16 protein-coding genes are annotated in these 19,468 nt (G+C 75.3%); 12 read left to right on the forward strand and 4 right to left on the reverse strand.

Going from position 1 to position 19,468, the window contains the following annotated elements:
• Window positions 1-55: 55 nt before the first annotated feature.
• From QOZ88_RS09975 to speB, 4 genes are read left to right on the forward strand one after another with little or no spacing between them, the layout of a single operon-like run.
• Complete coding sequence (locus QOZ88_RS09975; protein WP_305999625.1) at window positions 56-1,126, forward strand: alanine dehydrogenase; 1,071 nt, start codon at window positions 56-58, stop codon at window positions 1,124-1,126.
• Complete coding sequence (locus tag QOZ88_RS09980) at window positions 1,123-2,454, forward strand: aspartate aminotransferase family protein (protein WP_305999626.1); 1,332 nt, start codon at window positions 1,123-1,125, stop codon at window positions 2,452-2,454. Before QOZ88_RS09975 ends, QOZ88_RS09980 begins: the two co-directional genes overlap by 4 nt.
• The gene (locus QOZ88_RS09985; RefSeq protein ID WP_305999627.1) at window positions 2,451-3,941 is read left to right on the forward strand and encodes a CoA-acylating methylmalonate-semialdehyde dehydrogenase; all 1,491 of its coding nucleotides are present in this window, start codon (window positions 2,451-2,453) and stop codon (window positions 3,939-3,941) included. Before QOZ88_RS09980 ends, QOZ88_RS09985 begins: the two co-directional genes overlap by 4 nt.
• On the forward strand, window positions 3,938-4,954 hold the full coding sequence (speB, locus tag QOZ88_RS09990; protein ID WP_091931179.1) for an agmatinase: 1,017 nt from the start codon (window positions 3,938-3,940) through the stop codon (window positions 4,952-4,954). Before QOZ88_RS09985 ends, speB begins: the two co-directional genes overlap by 4 nt.
• A 37-nt stretch (window positions 4,955-4,991) precedes the next feature.
• On the opposite strand, the gene QOZ88_RS09995 is transcribed toward speB, so the two are convergent.
• The 4 genes from QOZ88_RS09995 to QOZ88_RS10010 form a co-directional block, all read right to left on the reverse strand.
• Window positions 4,992-6,428, reverse strand: a complete 1,437-nt coding sequence (locus QOZ88_RS09995; protein WP_305999628.1) for a gamma-aminobutyraldehyde dehydrogenase — start codon at window positions 6,426-6,428, stop codon at window positions 4,992-4,994.
• A gap of 38 nt (window positions 6,429-6,466) precedes the next feature.
• The gene (locus QOZ88_RS10000) at window positions 6,467-8,125 is read right to left on the reverse strand and encodes an amidohydrolase (protein WP_305999629.1); all 1,659 of its coding nucleotides are present in this window, start codon (window positions 8,123-8,125) and stop codon (window positions 6,467-6,469) included.
• A complete protein-coding gene (locus QOZ88_RS10005) occupies window positions 8,122-9,549 on the reverse strand; it encodes a transaminase (protein ID WP_305999630.1) in 1,428 nt (475 codons plus the stop codon). Before QOZ88_RS10005 ends, QOZ88_RS10000 begins: the two co-directional genes overlap by 4 nt.
• A gap of 107 nt (window positions 9,550-9,656) precedes the next feature.
• On the reverse strand, window positions 9,657-10,514 hold the full coding sequence (locus QOZ88_RS10010) for an aldo/keto reductase (RefSeq protein ID WP_305999631.1): 858 nt from the start codon (window positions 10,512-10,514) through the stop codon (window positions 9,657-9,659).
• Window positions 10,515-10,550: 36 nt separating this feature from the next.
• Here QOZ88_RS10010 and QOZ88_RS10015 point away from each other — a divergent pair, with 36 nt between their 5' ends.
• From QOZ88_RS10015 to QOZ88_RS10050, 8 genes are all read left to right on the forward strand, one after another.
• A complete protein-coding gene (locus QOZ88_RS10015) occupies window positions 10,551-11,888 on the forward strand; it encodes a replication-associated recombination protein A (protein WP_305999632.1) in 1,338 nt (445 codons plus the stop codon).
• Between the two features lie 100 nt (window positions 11,889-11,988).
• Window positions 11,989-12,414: a DUF948 domain-containing protein gene (locus tag QOZ88_RS10020; protein WP_305999633.1), complete on the forward strand. Its 426-nt coding sequence runs from the start codon at window positions 11,989-11,991 to the stop codon at window positions 12,412-12,414.
• The gene (locus tag QOZ88_RS10025; protein WP_305999634.1) at window positions 12,414-12,698 is read left to right on the forward strand and encodes a hypothetical protein; all 285 of its coding nucleotides are present in this window, start codon (window positions 12,414-12,416) and stop codon (window positions 12,696-12,698) included. The genes QOZ88_RS10020 and QOZ88_RS10025 overlap by 1 nt, the downstream gene beginning before the upstream one ends.
• A 52-nt stretch (window positions 12,699-12,750) precedes the next feature.
• Window positions 12,751-15,435, forward strand: a complete 2,685-nt coding sequence (alaS, locus tag QOZ88_RS10030; protein WP_305999635.1) for an alanine--tRNA ligase — start codon at window positions 12,751-12,753, stop codon at window positions 15,433-15,435.
• Between the two features lie 5 nt (window positions 15,436-15,440).
• Window positions 15,441-16,115: a Holliday junction resolvase RuvX gene (gene ruvX / locus QOZ88_RS10035; RefSeq protein WP_305999636.1), complete on the forward strand. Its 675-nt coding sequence runs from the start codon at window positions 15,441-15,443 to the stop codon at window positions 16,113-16,115.
• Window positions 16,116-16,131: 16 nt separating this feature from the next.
• Complete coding sequence (mltG, locus tag QOZ88_RS10040) at window positions 16,132-17,934, forward strand: endolytic transglycosylase MltG (RefSeq protein WP_305999637.1); 1,803 nt, start codon at window positions 16,132-16,134, stop codon at window positions 17,932-17,934.
• On the forward strand, window positions 17,927-18,733 hold the full coding sequence (locus QOZ88_RS10045; RefSeq protein ID WP_305999638.1) for a shikimate dehydrogenase: 807 nt from the start codon (window positions 17,927-17,929) through the stop codon (window positions 18,731-18,733). Before mltG ends, QOZ88_RS10045 begins: the two co-directional genes overlap by 8 nt.
• 10 nt (window positions 18,734-18,743) lie before the next feature.
• Window positions 18,744-19,406, forward strand: coding sequence for a prepilin peptidase (locus QOZ88_RS10050; protein ID WP_305999639.1), 663 nt, complete (start codon window positions 18,744-18,746; stop codon window positions 19,404-19,406).
• Window positions 19,407-19,468: the final 62 nt, after the last annotated feature.

Consider the following 19,468-nt stretch of genomic DNA (forward strand, 5'->3'; position numbering starts at 1 on the left):
GCTGAAGGTGACTGGCGTCTCATCCGGGGGACACCGCGCGGGCTGGAGGAGATCGGTGGAGACGAGCATCGGCCTGGTGGCCGAGACCAAGGACGGCGAGCGGCGGGTGGCCCTGGACCCCAGCGCCGTGGCCCAGCTGACCCGCGGGGGCGCCCGCGTCCTGGTGCAGGCCGGCGCCGGCCTGGGGGCCGGGTTCGACGACGCGGACTACAAGGAGTCCGGGGCGCACGTCGTCCCGGATGCGGCCGACGCCTGGGCCGCGGACGTGGTGGTCAAGGTGAAGGAGCCGCAGCCGCCGGAGTGGACCCACTTCCGCCCCGGGCTCCGGTTGTTCTGCTACCTGCACCTGGCCGCCGAGCCCGCCCTGACCCGCGCCCTGCAGGACGCGGGCGTGGAGGCGCACGCCTTCGAGACCGTCAGCGACCGCCACGGCCTGCCCCTGCTGGCCCCGATGAGCGAGATCGCCGGTCGCGCGGCCGCGATCATGGGGGCCGCGGCACTGGCGAAGGGCAACGGCACCCTGCTGGGCGGGGCCGCGGGTGTCCCACCCGCGCGAGTCGTCGTGCTGGGGCTCGGCGTCGCGGGCACCATGGCCGCCCGCGGGGCCCGCGGCATGGACGCCGAGGTCCTGGGGGTCGACGTCGACCTGCACCGGCTGTGGACCGCGCACCAGGCCGGCACCGTCACCGGCACCCTCGCCTCCTCCCCGCAGTCGGTCGCGGAGGCCGTGGCCGGCGCCGACCTCGTGGTGGGTGCGGCCCTGGTGCCCGGCGCCCGTGCCCCGATCGTGGTCACCGAGGAGATGGTCGCCGCCATGCGCCCGGGGTCGGTCGTCGTCGACCTGGCCATCGACCAGGGCGGGTGCATCGAGACGGCGCGGCCGACCAGCCACAGCGACCCCACCTACCTGGCGCACGGGGTGCTGCACTACTGCGTCACCAACGTGCCCGGCCAGTACCCGCGCACGGCGAGCCGGGCGCTCTCGGCCGCCGTCACCCCCTACCTGCGGCTGCTGGTCGCCGACCCGGCCGACCAGCGGCTGGCCGGGTCGCTGAACGTCGCCGGCGGCGACGTGGTGCACCCGGCGGTGGCCGAGGCACTGGCGTCCGGCGGGGGTGCGGCGTGAGCGGCGGGGGCGGCGCCGCCGACCTGCTCGCCCGGCACCGCGCCGTCCTGCCGTCCTGGCTCACCCTGAACTACGAGCAGCCGATCGAGATCGCCGCCGGCAAGGGCTGCCGCGTCATCGACGGCGAGGGCAACGAGTACCTCGACTTCTTCGCCGGGATCCTCACCAACATGCTCGGCTACGGCGTCCCCGAGGTCACCGAGGCGATCGCGGCCCAGGCAGACACCGGCGTGCTGCACACCTCGACGCTCTACCTGATCCGGTCGCAGGTCGAGCTCGCCGAGCGGATCGCCGAGCTCTCGGGGATCCCCGACGCCAAGGTCTTCTTCACCAGCAGCGGCACGGAGGCCAACGAGGCCGCCCTGCTGCTCACCACCTCCGCGCGGCGGTCCAACCAGGTGCTGGCGCTGCGCAACAGCTACCACGGCCGCTCCTACGCGGCGATGGGCGTGACCGGCAACCGGGGCTGGTCGCCGTCGTCGTTCTCGCCGGTCGACGTCAGCTACGTGATGAACGGCTACCGCTACCGCAGCCCGTTCGGGCACCTCTCCGACGCCGACTACTGCCGGGCGGCGGCCGACGACCTGCGCGACGTGCTGCTGACGACCACCTCCGGCGACGTGGCCTGCATGATCGCCGAGCCGGTGCAGGGGGTCGGCGGCTTCGTCGTGCCGCCCACCGGCTTCTTCCGCGCGCTCAAGGACGTCCTCGACGAGCACGGCATCCCGTTCGTCTCCGACGAGGTGCAGACCGGCTGGGGCCGCACCGGCGACACCTTCTGGGGGATCTCCGCCCACGGTGTGGTCCCCGACGCCATGACCTTCGCCAAGGGGCTGGGCAACGGGCTGTCGATCGGTGGCGTCGTGGCCCGCGCCGACCTCATGGACGGGCTGACGGCGAACTCGATCTCCACCTTCGGCGGCAATCCGCTGTCCACCCGCGGCGCGCTGGCGACCCTCGACTACCTACTGCACCATGACCTGCAGGCCAACGCCCGGGCCGTCGGGCGGCGGCTGCTCGACGGCCTCCGGGAGATCGCCCGGACGGTCCCGCTGGTCGGGGAGGTCCGCGGCGCGGGGTTGATGATCGGCATCGAACTCGTGGAGCCCGGTACCCGCGTGCCCGACCCCGCGGCCGCCGCCCGGGCGATGGAGGAGACCCGGCGCCGCGGTCTGCTGATCGGCAAGGGCGGGCTGCACGGGAACGTGCTGCGCGTCGCCCCGCCGCTGACCCTCGGCGCCGACGAGGCCGACGAGGGGCTGGACATCCTGCGGGCCGCCCTCCTGGCGGCCACCGACCCGACGGCCGAGGGGAGCACGCCGGCATGAACCGCCTGGCGCACTGGATCGACGGCAAGCCGTGGGACGGCGAGGCCACCCGGTACGGCGACCTGCACGACCCGGCCACCGGCGAGGTGACCGGGCAGGTCCCGCTGGCCGACGCCGCGGAGGTCGACGCCGCGGTGGCGGCCGCCCGGGACGCGTTCGCCACCTGGAGCCGGACCTCCCTGACCGGCCGCACGCAGGTGCTCTTCGCCTTCCGCGAGCTGCTGGCCGCCCGCCGGCGGGAGCTGGCGGCGATCATCACCGCCGAGCACGGCAAGGTCCTCTCCGACGCCCTCGGCGAGGTGAACCGGGGGCTGGAGGTCGTGGAGTTCGCCTGCGGCGTGCCGCACCTGTCCAAGGGCGACCACTCCGCCGGTGTCTCGACCGACGTCGACACGTACTCGCTGCGCCAGCCCCTCGGGCCGGTCGCGGTGATCTCGCCGTTCAACTTCCCCGCGATGGTCCCGCTGTGGTTCCTGCCCGTGGCCATCGCCACCGGGAACACCGTGCTGCTCAAGCCCAGCGAGAAGGACCCCTCGGCCGCCGGGTGGCTGGCGGAGCTGTGGGCGGAGGCGGGGCTGCCGGCCGGCGTGCTCAACGTCGTCCACGGGGACCGCCGGGCCGCCGACCGGCTGCTCGAGCACCCCGACGTGGCCGCGGTGAGCTTCGTGGGCTCCACCCCGGTCGCCCGGCACGTGTACGAGACCGCCGCCCGCACCGGCAAGCGGGTGCAGGCCCTCGGGGGCGCGAAGAACCACATGGTGGTGCTGCCCGACGCCGACCTGGACCTCGCCGCCGACGCGGCCGTGTCGGCCGGCTTCGGCTCCGCCGGCGAGCGGTGCATGGCCATCTCGGTGGTGGTCGCCGTCGACCCGGTGGGGGACGACCTGGTGCAGCGGATCGCCGAGCGCACCCGCGGGCTGCGCGTGGGCGACGGGCGGCGCGGGGCCGACATGGGCCCGCTGATCACCGCCGAGCACCGGGACCGGGTCGCCGGCTACCTCGACGCCGGCGAGCGCGAGGGCGCCACCGTGGTCGTGGACGGCCGGACGGTCGCACCCGACGGCGCGGCGGGCGGCTTCTGGCTCGGCCCCACCGTCCTGGACCACGTCCGGCCCGGCATGTCGGTCTACACCGACGAGATCTTCGGCCCGGTGCTCTCGGTCGTACGGGCGGGGACCTACGACGAGGCCCTGGCCCTGGTGAACGCCAACCCCTACGGCAACGGGACGGCGGTGTTCACCACCGACGGGCGGGCCGCGCGGCACTACCAGCAGGAGGTCCAGGTGGGCATGGTCGGGGTCAACGTCCCCATCCCGGTGCCGATGGCCTACTACTCCTTCGGCGGCTGGAAGGCATCCCTGTTCGGGGACGCGCACGCCTACGGCGCGGACGGGATCGCGTTCTACACCCGCGGGAAGGTCGTCACCAGCCGGTGGCCGGCCCCCCGGGACCGTGGGGTCGACCTCGGCTTCCCGCAGAACGCATGAGCCGCTACGGCAGCCAGTTCGGCCCCGACATCACCTTCCTCGGTGTGCCGCGCTGCGACCTCGACGACCCCGCCTCCTTCGCCGGCGCCGACGTCGTCATAGTCGGCGCCCCGTTCGACGGCGGGACCTCCCACCGGCCCGGCACCCGGTTCGGCCCGTCGGCGATCCGGCAGGCCTGCTACCTCGCCCACGACGGCTCCCGGCCGTCGCTGGCGCTGCGCGTGGACGGCCTGACCGACCTGCGGGTCCTCGACGCGGGGGACGTCGAGATGCCGCCGGGGGAGATCGAGCGCGCGCTCGCCGCCGTCGAGCGGGCGGTGACCGCGGTCGCCGCCGCCGGGGCGATCCCGGTGGTCCTCGGCGGGGACCACTCGATCGCGCTGCCGGACGTCACCGGGGTGGCCAACCACCACGGCCACGGGCGGGTGTCGGTGCTGCACTTCGACGCCCACGCCGACACCGGGGACATCGAGTTCGGCTCCCTCTACGGGCACGGCCAGCCGATGCGCCGGCTGATCGAGTCGGGTGCGGCGCGGGGCGACCGGTTCCTGCAGATCGGGCTGCGCGGCTACTGGCCGGGGCCGGAGACGCTGGACTGGATGGCCGCCCGGGGCCTGCGTTCCTACGAGATGACCGAGATCGTCACCCGGGGCCTGGACGCCTGCCTCGACGAGGCGATGGCCCTGGCGGTCGACGACTGCGACGGCGTGTTCCTGTCCGTCGACGTCGACGTGGTGGACCCGGGCATGGCGCCGGGCACGGGCACCCCCGAGCCGGGTGGCCTCACCTCCCGGCAGCTGCTCGACGCGGTGCGGCGGATCTGCCTGGAACTGCCCGTGGTGGGCGTCGACGTCGTGGAGGTGTCCCCGCCGTACGACGTCGCGGAGGTGACCGCCTACCTGGGCAACCGGGTGGTGCTCGAGGCGCTGTCGGCGCTGGCCCGCCGGCGGGCCGACGCCCGGGACGGCACGACCTGGGACCCCGCGCGGCCGCTGCTGGACGGGCGGGGCTGACAGCCGGCGGCCGGGACCCCGCCCGGCTGCCGGGCCGTCAGGCCTCGATGTTCGCCATCACGTGCTTGATCCGGGTGTAGTCCTCCAGGCTGTACATCGACAGGTCCTTGCCGTAGCCGGAGTGCTTGAAGCCGCCGTGGGGCATCTCGGCCACCACGGGGATGTGGCAGTTGACCCACACGCAGCCGAAGTCCAGCCGCCGGGTCATCCGCATGGCCCGACCGAAGTCCGTCGTCCACACGCTCGACGCCAGCCCGTACCGCACGCCGTTGGCCCAGCGCACCGCCTGGTCCTCGTCGGAGAACCGCTGCACGGTGATCACCGGGCCGAAGACCTCGTCCTGCACCAGCTCGTCGTCCTGTCGCAGCCCCGCGACGACGGTCGGCTCGACGAAGAACCCGGGGCCCTCCTGCCGTCCCCCGCCGGCGGGGACGGTCGCGTGGTCGGGGACCCGGTCGAGGAACCCCAGCACCCGGTCCAGCTGGGCGGCGTTGTTCAGCGGCGGCACGAGCGCGTCCTCGTCGCCGGGACCGTGCTGCGCCGTGGTCGTGGTGCCCACCGCAGCCTCGGACAGCGCGGCGACGAAGTCGTCGTGGATCCGCGGCCCCGCGAGGACCCGGGTCGCCGCCGTGCAGTCCTGGCCGGCGTTGAAGTAGCCGGCGGCCGCGATCGCCTCGGCGGCCGCCGCGACGTCGGCGTCGTCGAAGACCACGACCGGCGCCTTGCCGCCGAGCTCCAGGTGCGTGCGCTTGAGGTCGGCCGCCGCCGCGCCGGCCACATCCATGCCGGCCCGCACCGATCCGGTGATGCAGACCATCTGGGGGACGGGGTGCTCGACCACGGCCCGCCCGGTGTCCCGGTCGCCGCAGACCACGTTCAGCACCCCGGGCGGCAGGAACTCCGCCGCGATCTCCGCCAGCAGCAGGGTCGTGGCCGGGGTGGTGTCGCTGGGCTTGAGGACCACCGAGTTGCCCGCCGCGAGCGCGGGGGCGATCTTCCAGACCGCCATCATCATCGGGTAGTTCCACGGGGTCACCGCACCGACGACGCCGACCGGCTCCCGCCGGACCCAGGACGTGTGCCCGGCCAGGTACTCGCCGGCCGAGCGCCCCTCCAGCACGCGGGCGGCCCCGGCGAAGAAGCGGATCTGGTCGACCATCGGCGGCAGCTCCTCGCGGGCGGCGACCGCCAGCGGCTTGCCGGTGTTGCGGCTCTCCAGCGCCAGGATCTCCTCGCCGCGGGCCTCGACCGCGTCGGCGAAGTCCAGCAGCGCCCGCTGCCGGGTCGAGGGGGTCGCGTCGCGCCAGCCCTCGAAGGCCCGCGCGGCCGACCGGTAGGCGCGGTCGACGTCGGTCGCGTCGGACACCGGCGCCGTCGCGAAGACCTCTCCGGTCGTGGGGTCGACCAGGTCGGAGCGGCGGTCGCCGGAGGTGTCGACGTACCCGCCGTCGACGAAGTTGCGCAGATCGGTCATCGGTCTCTCCTCGTGGACGGGTCCGGTCGGCCGGGGGCTCAGCGGGGTTGGTGCACCACGCGGCCGGCGGCCACGGTGAACTCGACCCGCGCGTCGGCCACCGGCGAGGCGCCGTCGGCGAACAGGTCGGTGTCGAGGACCGCGAGGTCCGCGCGCATGCCCGGCGCCAGGCGCCCGGACTCGGCGTCGTCGTGGTTGACGTACGCGCTGCCGGCGGTGAAGGCGGTGAGGGCCTCGGTCAGGGAGAGCCGCTGCTCGGGCAGGAACGGCGGTGCGCTGCGGTCGGCGGGGTCGACGCGGGTCACGGCGACCTCGATCTGCTGCAGCGGATCGGGTGTGGTCACCGGCCAGTCGCTGCCCATCGCGAGGCGGGCACCGGCGCGCAGCAGGTCGGCGAACGGGTACTGCCACCCGCTCCGCTCGTCGCCGAGGACGGGCAGGGTCAGGTCGTCCATCTGCGGCTCGTGCTGCGCCCAGTACGCCTGGCAGTTGGCCACCACGCCCAGCTCGGCGAAGCGCGGGACATCGCTGGGGTGGACGAGCTGGACGTGCGCCAGGTGGTGCCGGGAGTCCGCCGGGCCGTTCGCCGCCCGCGCCGCGGCGACGGCGTCCAGCGCGTCGCGCACCGCGCGGTCGCCGATCGTGTGCACGTGCACCTGGAAGCCCTCGGCGTCCAGGGCGGTGACGGCGGCGGCGAGCTCCTCGCGGTCCAGGTAGCTCAGCCCGGTGTCGCCGGTGTCGCCCCCGCAGCCGTCGCAGTAGGGCTCGAGCAGCGCGCCGGTGCCGTTCTCCAGGACGCCGTCGGCCATGATCTTCACGGTGGTCGGGAAGAACCGGCCGTGCCCGGTGGCCCGCCCCCGTTCCCGGCGGGCGAGCAGGTCGGGCACCTGACCGAGGTCGCGGTGCCGATCCCACCACAGGGCGCCGACCACCCGGGCGGTCAACCGCCCTCCGGCGGCCAGCGACTCGTAGGCCCGCTGCGTCTCCGGTGTCACCCACGCGTCCTGCCACCCGGTGATCCCCAGCCGGTGCAGGTGCTCCTGGGCGGACAGGATCGCCGCCTCCAGCTCCGCCGGGCCGGGCGCCGGCACCACCGTGTCGTTCAGCGTGTAGGCAGCCCCCTCGTGCAGGGTTCCCGTCGGCTCGCCGTGCGCGTCGCGCTCGATGCGCCCGTCGGGCGGGTCGGGGGTGTGCCGGGTGATCCCGGCGAGCTCGAGAGCGCGGGAGTTGACCCACGCGCCGTGCACGTCGCGGTTGAAGAGGAAGACCGGCCGGTCGGGGACGACGCGGTCGAGGTCCTCCTTGACGGGTGCGCCACCGGGGAAGTGCTCCATCGACCAGCCGCCGCCGAAGATCCAGGTCCGCTCCGGGTGCTGCGCCGCGTAGCGGGCGACGGCCTCGAGGTAGGCGGCCCGGTCGGGCAGGCCGTCGAGGTCCACGCTGAGCCGGTTGCGGCCGGCCTGCGGGGGGTGGACGTGCGCGTCCTGGAAGCCGGGGACCACCAGCCGGCCGGGCAGGTGCAGGTGCTCGGTGCGGCTGCCGGCGTGCTGCCGCACCTCGTCCTCGGTGCCGACCGCCACGATCCGGTCCCCGCGCACGGCCAGGGCCCCGGCGCGGTGGGACTCCGGACCGCCGCACCACACGGCGGCCCCGGTGAGCACGAGGTCGGCGGCCCCGCCGGGCCCGCGGCCGGTCACGCGACCAGCTCCTCGAGGACGGCGGCGAAGGCCGCGGTGTGCCGGTCGACGTCCTCGGCCGTGGTCGTGGGCGCCAACAACGCCATGTTGTGGAACGGCGTGAGCAGGATCCCGGCGTTGAGCGCCGACAGGTGCAGCAGGGTCTGCAGCGGGAAGTCGTCGGCCGCGGCGGCCTCGCGGCCGGTGCGCGGCGGGACCGGCGCGAACGCGTACTCGGCGCGCGCCCCGAGGCGGGTGACGTGCCACGGGACCTGCTGGTCGGCGAGCACGCCGGCGACGCCCTCGGCCCACCGGGCCCCCAGCGGGAGCATGCCGGCGAACGCGTCGGGGGTCAGGACCTGCTGCAGGGTGGCGCGCATCGCCGCGAGGGAGAGCGCGTTGCCGGCCAGCGTGCCGCCGACGCCGCCGACGTCGACGTCCTCCAGTTCGACCGACCGGCGCACCCGGTCGGCGACCTCGGCGGTCATCCCGAACGCCCCGCACGGGACCCCGCTGCCGAGGGCCTTGCCGAGCGTCACGACGTCCGGTCGCAGCCTGTCGGCCGCGGTCATCCCGCCGGGCCCGGCGCAAAGGGTGTGCGTCTCGTCGAGGACGAGCACGGTGCCGTGCTGCTCGGTCAGCGACCGCAGGGCCTCGTGGTAGCCGGGCTCCGGGAGCACGATGCCGACGTTGGTCATCGCCGGCTCCATGAGCACGCAGGCGATCTCGCCGGTGGACAGCTCCCGCTCCACCGCGGCCACGTCGTTGAACTGCACCACCGAGGTGGTCGCCGAGGGCGGCACCGGCGGGCCGATGTTCCCCCGGCGCGGGACGACCCGCCCCTCCCGGTCGAGCGTCGCGAAGGTCTCGTCGACGCTGCCGTGGTAGCAGGCGTCGGCGACCAGGACGCGGGGCCGGCCGGTGAGGTGCCGGGCGTAGCGGACGACGTGCCGGTTGGCGTCGGTCGCCGACAGCGTGAACTGCCACTGCGGCAGGCCGAACCGGGACGTCAGCTCCTCGGCCACCACGGCCGCGTCCTCGGTGGGGAGCATGAGGGTGATGCCCCGGGCCGCCTGCCGGGCGACGGCGGCGACCGCCGCGGGCGGGGAGTGGCCGGTCATCGCGCCGGTGTCACCGAGGCAGAGGTCGACGAACTCCACGCCGTCGGCGCAGGTGAAGCGGGAGCCCGACGCGGTGGCGACCGACAGCGGGAAGGGACCCGCCCACTTGGCCATCCAGCTCATCGGCACACCGCCGGGCATGCTCGCCCGGGCCCGTTCGTGCAGGGCGCCGCAGCGCTGGTGACGAGCGGCGAAGACCGCCTCCTCCCGCTCGGTCAGCGCCACCACCCGCGCCGGATCGACGCCCGTGCCGGACGCGTCCCCGCCGGCGACCCCGGCGCCCGGTCCCCGCAGCCGTCCCGACATCGATGCCGCCTCCGCCATCAGGTGTTCCCGCTGGTCACGTCTGCGCGGGACTCTGGCACGGACGCCGGAACGGGCAAGAGGCCGATCAGGACACCGGCGTGGCGGCGGGGTGACGGTGTGTCCCGTCAGCCCGTGAGGCGGGCCAGCTGGTCCGCGGAGAGCTCGACGTCGGCGGCGGCCACCGAGTCCTGGATCGAGGCGATGCGCGAGGCACCCGGGATGGGGACGACCGTGTCGCCCTGCGCCAGGTGCCAGGCGAGGGTGACCTGGTACACCGAGACCCCGAGCTCCTCGGCCACCTCGGCGAACGCCGGCGCGGTCGAGCCCAGCGACCCCGCGGAGGTCACCCCGCCGAAAGGGCTCCACGGCAGGAAGGCCAGCCCGTGGCCCGCGCAGTGCGCCAGCTCGTCGGCCGAGTGGCGCCAGCCGGGGGAGAACTGGTTCTGCACGCTCACCAGCGCGTCGCCCACGATCGACCGGGCGACGTCGATCTGGGCGATGTCGGCGTTCGAGATGCCGACCATCCGCACCAGCCCGTCGTCGGCGAGCTGCCGCAGCCCGCCCATCGACTCCTCCCACGGCGTGGCCGGGTCGGGCCGGTGGAACTGGTAGAGCCCGATGGCGTCCCCGCCCAGCCGCCGCAGCGAGTCCTCGCAGGCCCGCCGCAGGTAGGCCGGTGACCCGTCGAGCTCCCAGTCGGTGCCGCGGCGGGTGTGGCCGCCCTTGGTCGCGACCAGCACCGAGGAGGTGTCACCCCCGTAGCCGGCCAGCGCCCGCGCCACCAGGTCCTCGTTGTGCCCGAACTCCGCCTCGTCGCGGGCGTAGGCGTCGGCGGTGTCGATCAGGGTGACGCCCGCGTCCAGCGCGGCGTGCACCACGGCGACGGCGTCCTCCCCCGAGGGGCGCTCGCCCTTGGTGGACAGGGGCATGGCGCCCAGCCCGATGGCGCCCACGGTCACGGTCCCGATGCGTCGCTGCTGCATGGGGGCTGTCGTGCCCCGCGGGTAGCGTTCCCACCCGTGAGTTCGCTGTTCGACCCCGCGCCGGGCGAGGAGGGTGCGCCGGTCGTCGACCCAGGGGCGCCGCTGGCGGTGCGGATGCGCCCGCGCTCGCTGGACGAGGTCGTCGGGCAGCAGCACCTCCTGGGCGACCGCGCACCGCTGCGCCGGCTGGTCGAGTCCGACGAGCCGATGTCGCTGGTGCTCTACGGCCCGCCCGGTACCGGCAAGACCACCCTCGCGCACGTCATCTCGCTGGCCACCAAGCGGCAGTTCGTGCAGCTGTCGGCGCTGGACTCCGGGGTGAAGGAGGTGCGGGCGGTCATCCAGAGCGCCAAGCGCGAGCTCACCTACGCCGGCCGTCGCACCGTGCTGTTCATCGACGAGGTGCACCGCTTCTCCAAGACCCAGCAGGACAGCCTGCTGTCGGCGGTGGAGGACCGGATCGTCAGCCTGATCGCCGCCACCACCGAGAACCCGTTCTTCTCCGTGGTCAGCCCGTTGCTGTCCCGCAGCCTGGTGCTCGCGCTCCAGCCGCTCACCGACGGCGACGTCCGCCGGCTGCTGCACCGGGCCCTCGCCAGCGACCGCGGGCTCGACGGCGCGGTCACGCTGGCCGCGGAGGCGGAGGAGCACCTGGTCCGCATCGCCGGCGGCGACGGGCGCAAGGCGCTCACCGCCCTGGAGTCCGGCGCCGGCGCGGCGCGCGCGGTCGGCGCGACCGAGATCGACCTCGCCACGCTGGAGACGGCGGTCGCGCAGGCGGCGGTCCGCTACGACCGGCAGGGCGACCAGCACTACGACGTCGCGAGCGCGCTGATCAAGAGCATCCGCGGCAGCGACGTCGACGCCGCGCTGCACTACCTGGCCCGCATGGTCGAGGCGGGGGAGGATCCGCGCTTCATCGCCCGGCGGCTGGTGATCAGCGCCAGCGAGGACATCGGCATGGCCGACCCCACCGCGCTGACCACGGCCGTCGCGGCGATGCAGGCGGTGCAGTTCATCGGCATGCCCGAGGGCCACTTCCCGCTCGCCCAGGCCGTCGTCCACCTGGCCACGGCGCCGAAGTCGAACGCGGTCACGGTGGCGATGGGGGAGTCGGTGGCCGACGTCCGCGCGGGGCTGGCCGGCCCGGTGCCACCCGGGCTGCGCGACGCGCACTACGCCGGGGCGAAGAAGCTCGGCCACGGGAAGACCTACTCCTACCCCCACGCCCACCCCGACGGCATCGTGGCCCAGCAGTACCCGCCGGATGCGCTGGTGGGCAGGGACTACTACCGCCCGACCAACCGCGGCGTCGAGGCGCGGCTGGGGGAACGGCTGGCGAAGCTGCGGGCGATCCTCCGCCGGACGCGCTGACCCGGCGGCGGGGCACGGACGGCCCGGCGGGCCCGCGACTACTGTGACGAGGCCGGAACGTCGCCCCTGGGCGCCGAATCCCCTCAGAACAGGAGCACGCGTGTCCGTAGGAGAGATCGCCGGGCTGATCGCAGCCGGGGCCCTGGTGCTGCTGGTGGTGCTCGTGGCCGTCCCGCTGCTCAAGCTCGGCCGGACGCTCGACGAGACGACCCTGACCATCCGCCAGGTCCGCGAGCAGAGCGCGCCGATCCTGAGCCAGGCCGGCACCACGGTCGCGCACGTGAACAGCAACCTGGAGCGGGTCGACGACATCACCGGCAACGCCGCCAACGTCTCCAGCAACGTCGCGGCGCTCACCAGCGTCGTCGCCGCCACCCTGGGCAGCCCGCTGATCAAGGTGGCCGCGTTCAGCTACGGCGTCCGCAGCGCCACGAAGAAGAAGCGGGAGGGCCAGGCGATCGCCGACGCCGCCCGCCGCGACAAGGAGGCGCGTCGCGCGCGCCGGTCCGCCCGGCGGGCCGCCTGATGCGCCGGCTGTTCTGGCTCGCGATGGGGATCACCATCGGGGCGCTGGTCGTCCGCAAGCTCTCGGCCGCCGCCGAGAAGATGACGCCGGCCGGCATCGGGGCCTCGATCGCCGAGGGGCTGCGCGACCTCGCCGACGCGATCGGCGACTTCGGTGCCGACGTCCGCGAGGCCATGAGCGAGCGGGAGCAGGAGCTGCGCGCCGGCACCGGGCTCGACGCACCGCTGCCCGAGACCGGTGACGCCGCGGCGCTGCGCCGTGGAGCGCACGCCGCCGACCTCTGACCCCCGGAGCCGGTCCGAGCACCACCCCGGCCCCCGACACCGAGAAGACCTGATGCAGACCGCCGAGATCCGCCGCCGCTTCCTGGAGCACTTCGCCCAGCGCGGCCACACCGTCGTCCCCAGCGCCTCGCTGGTCTCCCCGGACCCGTCGCTGCTGTTCACCGTCGCCGGCATGGTGCCGTTCATCCCGTACCTGACCGGCCGCGAGCCCGCCCCCTTCCCGCGGGCCACCAGCGTGCAGAAGTGCGTGCGCACCCTCGACATCGAGGAGGTGGGCAAGACCACCCGGCACGGCACGTTCTTCCAGATGAACGGCAACTTCTCCTTCGGCGACTACTTCAAGGAGGGGGCGATCCAGCACGCCTGGGAGCTGATCACCGGTCGGCTGGCGGACGGCGGTCTCGGCTTCGACCCCGACCGGATCTGGGTGACGGTCTACCTCGACGACGACGAGGCCGCCGACGCCTGGCGCCGCATCGCCGGGCTGCCGGTCGAGCGGATCCAGCGGCTGGGCAAGAAGGACAACTACTGGCACACCGGGGCGGCCGGCCCGGGCGGCCCCTGCTCGGAGATCTACTTCGACCGCGGCCCGCAGTTCGGCCCCGACGGCGGCCCGCTGGTGGACACCGCCGGCGACCGGTTCCTGGAGATCTGGAACCTCGTCTTCATGCAGTACGAGCTCGCCGACGTCCGCAGCAAGGAGGAGTTCACGGTCCTCGGCGAGCTGCCGAAGAAGAACATCGACACCGGCATGGGCCTGGAGCGGGTGGCCTTCCTGCTGCAGGGCGTCGACAACATGTACGAGATCGACGAGGTGGCGCCGGTGCTGCGCCGGGCCGCCGACCTGGCCGGGGTGACCTACGGCAAGGACGTCGACGCCGACGTGCGGCTCCGGGTGGTGGCCGACCACGTGCGCAGCGGGCTCATGCTCATCGGCGACGGCGTGACCCCGGGCAACGAGGGGCGCGGCTACATCCTGCGCCGGCTGCTGCGCCGCGCCGTCCGCTCGATGAAGCTGCTCGGGGTCGACGAGGCGACCCTGCCCGAGCTGCTGCCGGTGTCCAGGGACGCCATGAAGGCCAGCTACCCCGAGCTGGAGACCGACTTCGCCCGGATCTCGTCGGTGGCCTACGCCGAGGAGGAGGCGTTCCGGCGCACCCTCGCCTCGGGCACGGCGCTGTTCGACACCGCGGTGCAGCAGGCGAAGAGGGCCGGTGCCCCGGAGCTCTCGGGCGCGCAGGCCTTCTCCCTGCACGACACCTACGGCTTCCCGATCGACGTCACCCTCGAGATGGCCGCCGAGCAGGGCGTCACCGTCGACGAGGCGGGCTTCCGGGCCCTGATGACGGAGCAGCGCGACCGCGCCCGCGCCGACGCGCGGGCCAAGCGCACCGGCTCGGTCGACGTCCTGGCCTACCGACGGCTGCTGGCCGAGCACGGTCCCACGGACTGGCGGGCCTACGAGGCGCTGCGCACCGACTCCCGCGTGCTGGGCGTCGTGGCCGAGGGCGACGACGAGGGCGACCGGCCGGCCGGGCCCGGCGAGATCACCCGCGTGGTGCTGGACCGCACGCCGTTCTACGCCGAGTCCGGCGGGCAGGTGGCCGATGCGGGCCTGCTCACCTGGGACGGCGGCCGGGCCGAGGTGATCGACGTGCAGCGCCCGGTCAAGGGGCTGGTCGCCCACCAGGTGCGGGTGCTCGAGGGCGAGCTGCGCGCCGGCGCCGAGCTCACCGCCGAGGTCGACCGCGAGTGGCGGCTGTCGGCCTGCCAGGCGCACTCGGGCACCCACGTCGTGCACGCCGCGCTGCGCCAGGTGCTCGGCCCGCAGGCGCTGCAGTCGGGCTCCTACAACCGCCCCGGCTACCTGCGGCTGGACTTCGCCTGGCAGGGCGCGCTCACCGCGCAGCAGCGCAGCGACATCGAGGATGTCGCCAACGCCGCCGTCCGCGCCGACCACGCCGTGTCCGCCTCCTGGATGACGCTGCCCGAGGCCCAGGCGTTCGGCGCGCTGGCGCTGTTCGGCGAGACCTACGGCGAGCAGGTGCGGGTCGTGGAGATCGGCGGCCCGTGGTCGCGCGAGCTCTGCGGTGGCACCCATGTCCGGGGCAGCGCGCAGATCGGCACGCTGGCGCTGACCGGTGAATCCTCCGTGGGCTCGGGCTCGCGGCGCGTCGAGGCCGTGGTGGGGCTGGAGGGCTTCCGGTACCTGGCGCGCGAGCGTGACATGGTGCGCCAGCTGGCCGAGATCCTCAAGTCGCCCCAGGACGGCCTGGTCGAGCGGGTCGGCGGCATGGTCTCCCGGCTGCGCGACCTGGACCGCGAGCTGGCCGACCTGCGGGCGCAGCAGACGCTGGCCGCCGCCGGCGAGCTGGCCGCGTCGGCCCGCGACGTGGGCGGCGTCGCCGTCGTCACCGGTTCCCCGGCCGGTCTCGGCGGCGGGGAACTGCGCACGCTGGCGCTCGACGTCCGCGGCCGCCTCGGGGCTGACCGGCCGGCGGTCGTGCTGCTGGCATCGGAGTCCGGTGGCAAGGTGGCGTTGGTGGCGGCGCTGAACCCGGCCGCGGTCACCCGGGGGCTGTCGGCCAACGACGTCCTCAAGGCGGCCTCGGCACCCGTCGGCGGCCGCGGTGGCGGCAAGTCCGACGTCGCCCAGGGGGGCGGAACCGATCCCGCGGGTATCCCCGCGGCACTGCAGGCCGGCGAGCAGGCGGTCGTGACCGCCACGGGAAGGTGACGAACGTGCCCGACACCGAGTACAACCCCGAGGACACCGGCCCGGTCGGTGGCCGCCGGCGCGAGCTGCCGGCGGTCCCGCCGGCGCGTCCGCGCCCGACCACGGGGGAGCAGCCGACGTACCACCCGACCACCGAGATCGACCTGAGCCAGGGGTTCCCACCGGTCAAGCACGAGACGACGGAGATCGACCTCTCCGGCGGCTGGCCACGGCACCTGCAGGTCCCCCCGCGCCGCCCGGGGGCCGGTCGCGCCCGCGGCCGGGTCCTCGGCATCGACGTGGGCACCGTGCGGGTCGGGCTGGCGCTGTCGGACCCGACGGGCACGCTCGCCAGCCCGCTGGAGACCCTCCGCCGGGCCAAGGACGGCTCGGACCTGGACCGGCTCGCCGCCCTGGTGGTGGAACACGAGGTGTCAGAGGTGGTGGTGGGAGAACCGGTGCACCTGTCGGGCGCCGCCGGTGCCTCCGCGCAGGATGCTGCCGATTACGCACAGGAACTGGCCGACCGGATCCCGGACGTGCCGGTGAACCTGATCGACGAGAGGCTCTCGACCGTGACCGCAGCCAGCCACCTCCGGGAGGGCGGCATCGACAGCCGTCGCCAGCGCGCGGTGATCGACCAGGCGGCCGCCGTGGTGATCCTGCAGCAGTACCTGGACAGCCGGCAGGCGCCCTCATGACCGGGCGTGCGCGGGCATGCAGGAGCACAGCAGCGCCGGTCACGAGGACGACGAGCGCCGGCGAGGCGTCCTCGTGAGCGCGCCCGGCGGGCCGCAGCGGCGGGGGAGGCACGCGTTCGACGACGGAACCGGTGGCATGCCGGCACCGTTCCCGACCGGCTTCGGTGCCCCTGCCGGCGGCTTCCCGCCGGGCACCTCGGGCCACCCGCCGGTGTTCCCCCGCCCGGGTGCCGGGCTGGTCGACCGGTCCGGTGACGAGACCGGGCCGATGGGCGCGCCGGGCGGGTGGTCGTCCGCCGACCATCCCCTGACGTCCCGGCACGGCGACCGCGACGACCACGGTTTCGACCGCCAGCACCCCTCGGCCCCGCTGCCGCCGCTGCCGGCCGGCGCGTGGGACCGGCTGCGGCCGCGCGAGGACGCCGCGGACGACGACGCGACCGTCGCCGCGCCCCGGCTCTCCGCCGGGCCCGACGACACCCCCGACGAGCCGCCGGCCGAGCCGGCCGCGGACGACCCGACCGGTGGCCTGGACGTCATCGGCGCGAACGTGGACGACGACCGGCCGCGGCGCCGCGGCCTGCGCCGGCGCCGGGACGAGGGCGACGCGCCGCAGCCCGCCGCCGGCGCCACCCCGGCGGACGACACGGCCGCGCTCCACCCGCAGGACGACCTGGACCTGCACGGGGACCCCGACGACGGCGGCCTGCTGCACGACGACGAGATCCCGATCGCCCCCTACGACCCGCGCACGGACCCGCAGCGCCGGCGGCGGCGCCGTCGCCCGCTGGCGATCGGGCTGGCGCTGCTGGTCCTCGGCGGCATGGTCGTGGGCATCGTGCTCGCCGGGCAGCAACTCCTCGGCATGCTCGACCCGGCCGCCCGTGACTACGCGGGTCCGGGCACCGGCAGCGTCGACGTGCGGGTGCAGCCGGGCGACACGCTCACCGACATCGCCCGCACCCTGGCCGACGCCGACGTCATCGCCTCCACCGGACCGTTCGTGGACGCCGCGCAGGGCGAGCCCGCGGCCACCGGCATCCAGCCCGGCGTCTACTCGCTGCGGCTGCAGATGAGCGGGCAGGGGGCCCTGGACCTGCTGCTGGACCCGGCTTCCCGCCAGGTGACGCGGGTGACCGTGCCCGAGGGCTTCACCGTGGAGCAGATCCTCGCCCGGCTCGCGGAGGAGACCGGCACGCCGCTCGCGGAGCTGGAGGCGGCGGCCGATCCCGCGGCGCTGCCGCTGCCCGCGTACGCGGGCGGGCAGCTGGAGGGCTACCTCTTCCCGGCGACCTACGACTTCGAGCCGGGCACCACGCCGCAGCAGATGCTGCAGCGGATGGTCGAGACCTTCAACGAGGTGGCCGCCCGGCTGCGGCTCGAGGAGCGGGCCGCCGCTCTCGGGCGCACCCCCGGCGAGGTGGTCACGATCGCCTCGATGATCCAGTCGGAGACCCGGCTGGACGAGGAGCGCGCCGACGTCGCCCAGGTGATCTACAACCGCCTCGACGCGGGCATCGCCCTCGGCATCGATGCGACGCTGGCCTACGGCCTGGACAAGAGCGGCAACGAGCTGACGGTCACGGACCTGCAGAGCGACGACCCGTACAACACGCGGAACCGGCGCGGCCTGCCGCCGACCCCCATCAGCTCCCCGGGTGAGCGGAGCCTCGAGGCGGCGCTGGCCCCGACGACCGGGGACCTCCTGTACTACGTCCTCGAGTCGGAGGACGGGGCGCACTTCTTCACCAGCGACTACGCCGAGTTCCAGCAGGCCCGCCAGCGGTGCGCCGACGCCGGCCTCGGGTGCGGTGGCTGACCGGCCGCAGCGGGCAGCGGTCCTCGGGCGGCCGGTGAGCCACTCGCTCTCCCCGCTGCTGCACCGCGCCGCCTACGCGGCGCTGGGGCTCTCCGGCTGGAGCTACGACGCCCTGGACGTCGGGGCCGAGGACGTGCCGACACTCCTGGCCGGGCTCGGCGAGGAGTGGCGCGGCTTCTCGGTGACGATGCCGTGCAAGCAGGCCGCGGTCGCGGTCGCCGACGTGGTGGAGCCGCTCCCACGGCTGCTGGGCGCGGCCAACACCCTCGTCCGCACCGCGGCGGGCTGGCGGGCGGAGAACACCGACGTCGCCGGCGTCGGCACGGCGCTGCAGGTGGCCGGCGTCGACGAGGTGGGGCACGCGGCAGTGCTCGGCGCCGGGGGGACGGCGGCGGCCGCGGCCGTGGCGCTGGCCTCCCTGGGGGCCGAGCGGGTCGACGTCGTCGTGCGCGAACCGGCCCGGGCCGGCGACGTGGTGCGGGTCCTGGAGACCCTCGGCGTGCGGGTGCGGGTGCTGCCCCTGGCCGGTGCGCAGGTCGAGGCCCCCGTCGTCGTCAGCACCGTGCCGGTCGCGGGGCAGCCGGCCGTGGCGGCCCTGGAGTGGCACGGTGGGCAGACCGTGCTCGACGTGCTCTACGCCCCCTGGCCAACGCCGCTGGCCGAGCGGGTCTCCGCCGCCGGCGGCGCGGTGATCAGCGGGCTGGAGGTCCTCTTCTGGCAGGCCACCGTGCAGGTCGAGCTCATGACCGGGGAGCCGGCCCCCATCGGTGCGATGCGCGCCGCGCTCGACGCCCGCTGAACCGCCCGCCGTGGACGTGTCCCACGCCGTCCTCGCCGGCGCCGCCGTCGTCGCCGGGGTGCTCCTCGGGCCGCTCCTGGCGCGCAGCACCGTCCGGCTCGCCGCCCGGGACGATGCCGCCACCCCGTCGCAGGCCCGGGTGGCCCTGACGGCGGTGCTCACCGCCGGTCTGCTGGCCGCGGCGGTGCTGCTCGGCGGGCTGCGCCCCGCCACCGCGGCGCTGGCCTGGGCCGCGGGGGCTGCGGTCGTGCTGGCCGGGGTGGACCTCGCCGTGCACCGGCTGCCCGACCGCGTGCTCCTCCCGGCCGCCGCCGTCTGCGGGGCCGCCCTGCTCGCCGACGCCGCGGTGCTGGGCACCTGGCCGGCCCTGGGCCGGGCCGGCGCGGCGGGCGCCACCGCCCTCCTCCTTTCCGGCGCGGCGCGGCTGGCCGCCCCGGCGGCCCTGGGGTTCGGCGACGTGAAGCTGATCGGGCTGCTGGGGCTGGTGCTCGGCTGGGCCGGCTGGGGCGTGCTGCTGGCCGGCCTGTTCCTCGGTCTGGTCACCGGGGCCCTGGTGTCGCTGGCGCTGGTGGCGACCGGTCGGGCGGGCTGGCGCAGCACCGTGCCCTTCGGCCCGCCGCTGCTGGCCGGCGCCGTCCTGGCGCTGGCCCTCGGCGGCGTCCCACCCGCCTGACGGCCACCCGTCACGGGCCCGCGCGAGCCCGCGAGGGAAGGGGAGAAGGGCGGTCCTTCTAG

The organism is Blastococcus carthaginiensis (assembly GCF_030731085.1).
Classification (GTDB): Bacteria; Actinomycetota; Actinomycetes; order Mycobacteriales; family Geodermatophilaceae; genus Blastococcus; species Blastococcus carthaginiensis.

Excerpts from the sequence above, each read along its gene's own strand:
- QOZ88_RS09985 (WP_305999627.1), top strand. The coding sequence starts at position 2,451 with ATGAACCGCCTGGCGCACTGGATCGACGGCAAGCCGTGGGACGGCGAG.
- speB (WP_091931179.1), top strand. The coding sequence starts at position 3,938 with ATGAGCCGCTACGGCAGCCAGTTCGGCCCCGACATCACCTTCCTCGGT.
- QOZ88_RS09995 (WP_305999628.1), bottom strand. The coding sequence starts at position 6,428 with ATGACCGATCTGCGCAACTTCGTCGACGGCGGGTACGTCGACACCTCC.
- QOZ88_RS10005 (WP_305999630.1), bottom strand. The coding sequence starts at position 9,549 with ATGGCGGAGGCGGCATCGATGTCGGGACGGCTGCGGGGACCGGGCGCC.
- QOZ88_RS10010 (WP_305999631.1), bottom strand. The coding sequence starts at position 10,514 with ATGCAGCAGCGACGCATCGGGACCGTGACCGTGGGCGCCATCGGGCTG.
- QOZ88_RS10025 (WP_305999634.1), top strand. The coding sequence starts at position 12,414 with ATGCGCCGGCTGTTCTGGCTCGCGATGGGGATCACCATCGGGGCGCTG.
- alaS (WP_305999635.1), top strand. The coding sequence starts at position 12,751 with ATGCAGACCGCCGAGATCCGCCGCCGCTTCCTGGAGCACTTCGCCCAG.
- mltG (WP_305999637.1), top strand. The coding sequence starts at position 16,132 with ATGCAGGAGCACAGCAGCGCCGGTCACGAGGACGACGAGCGCCGGCGA.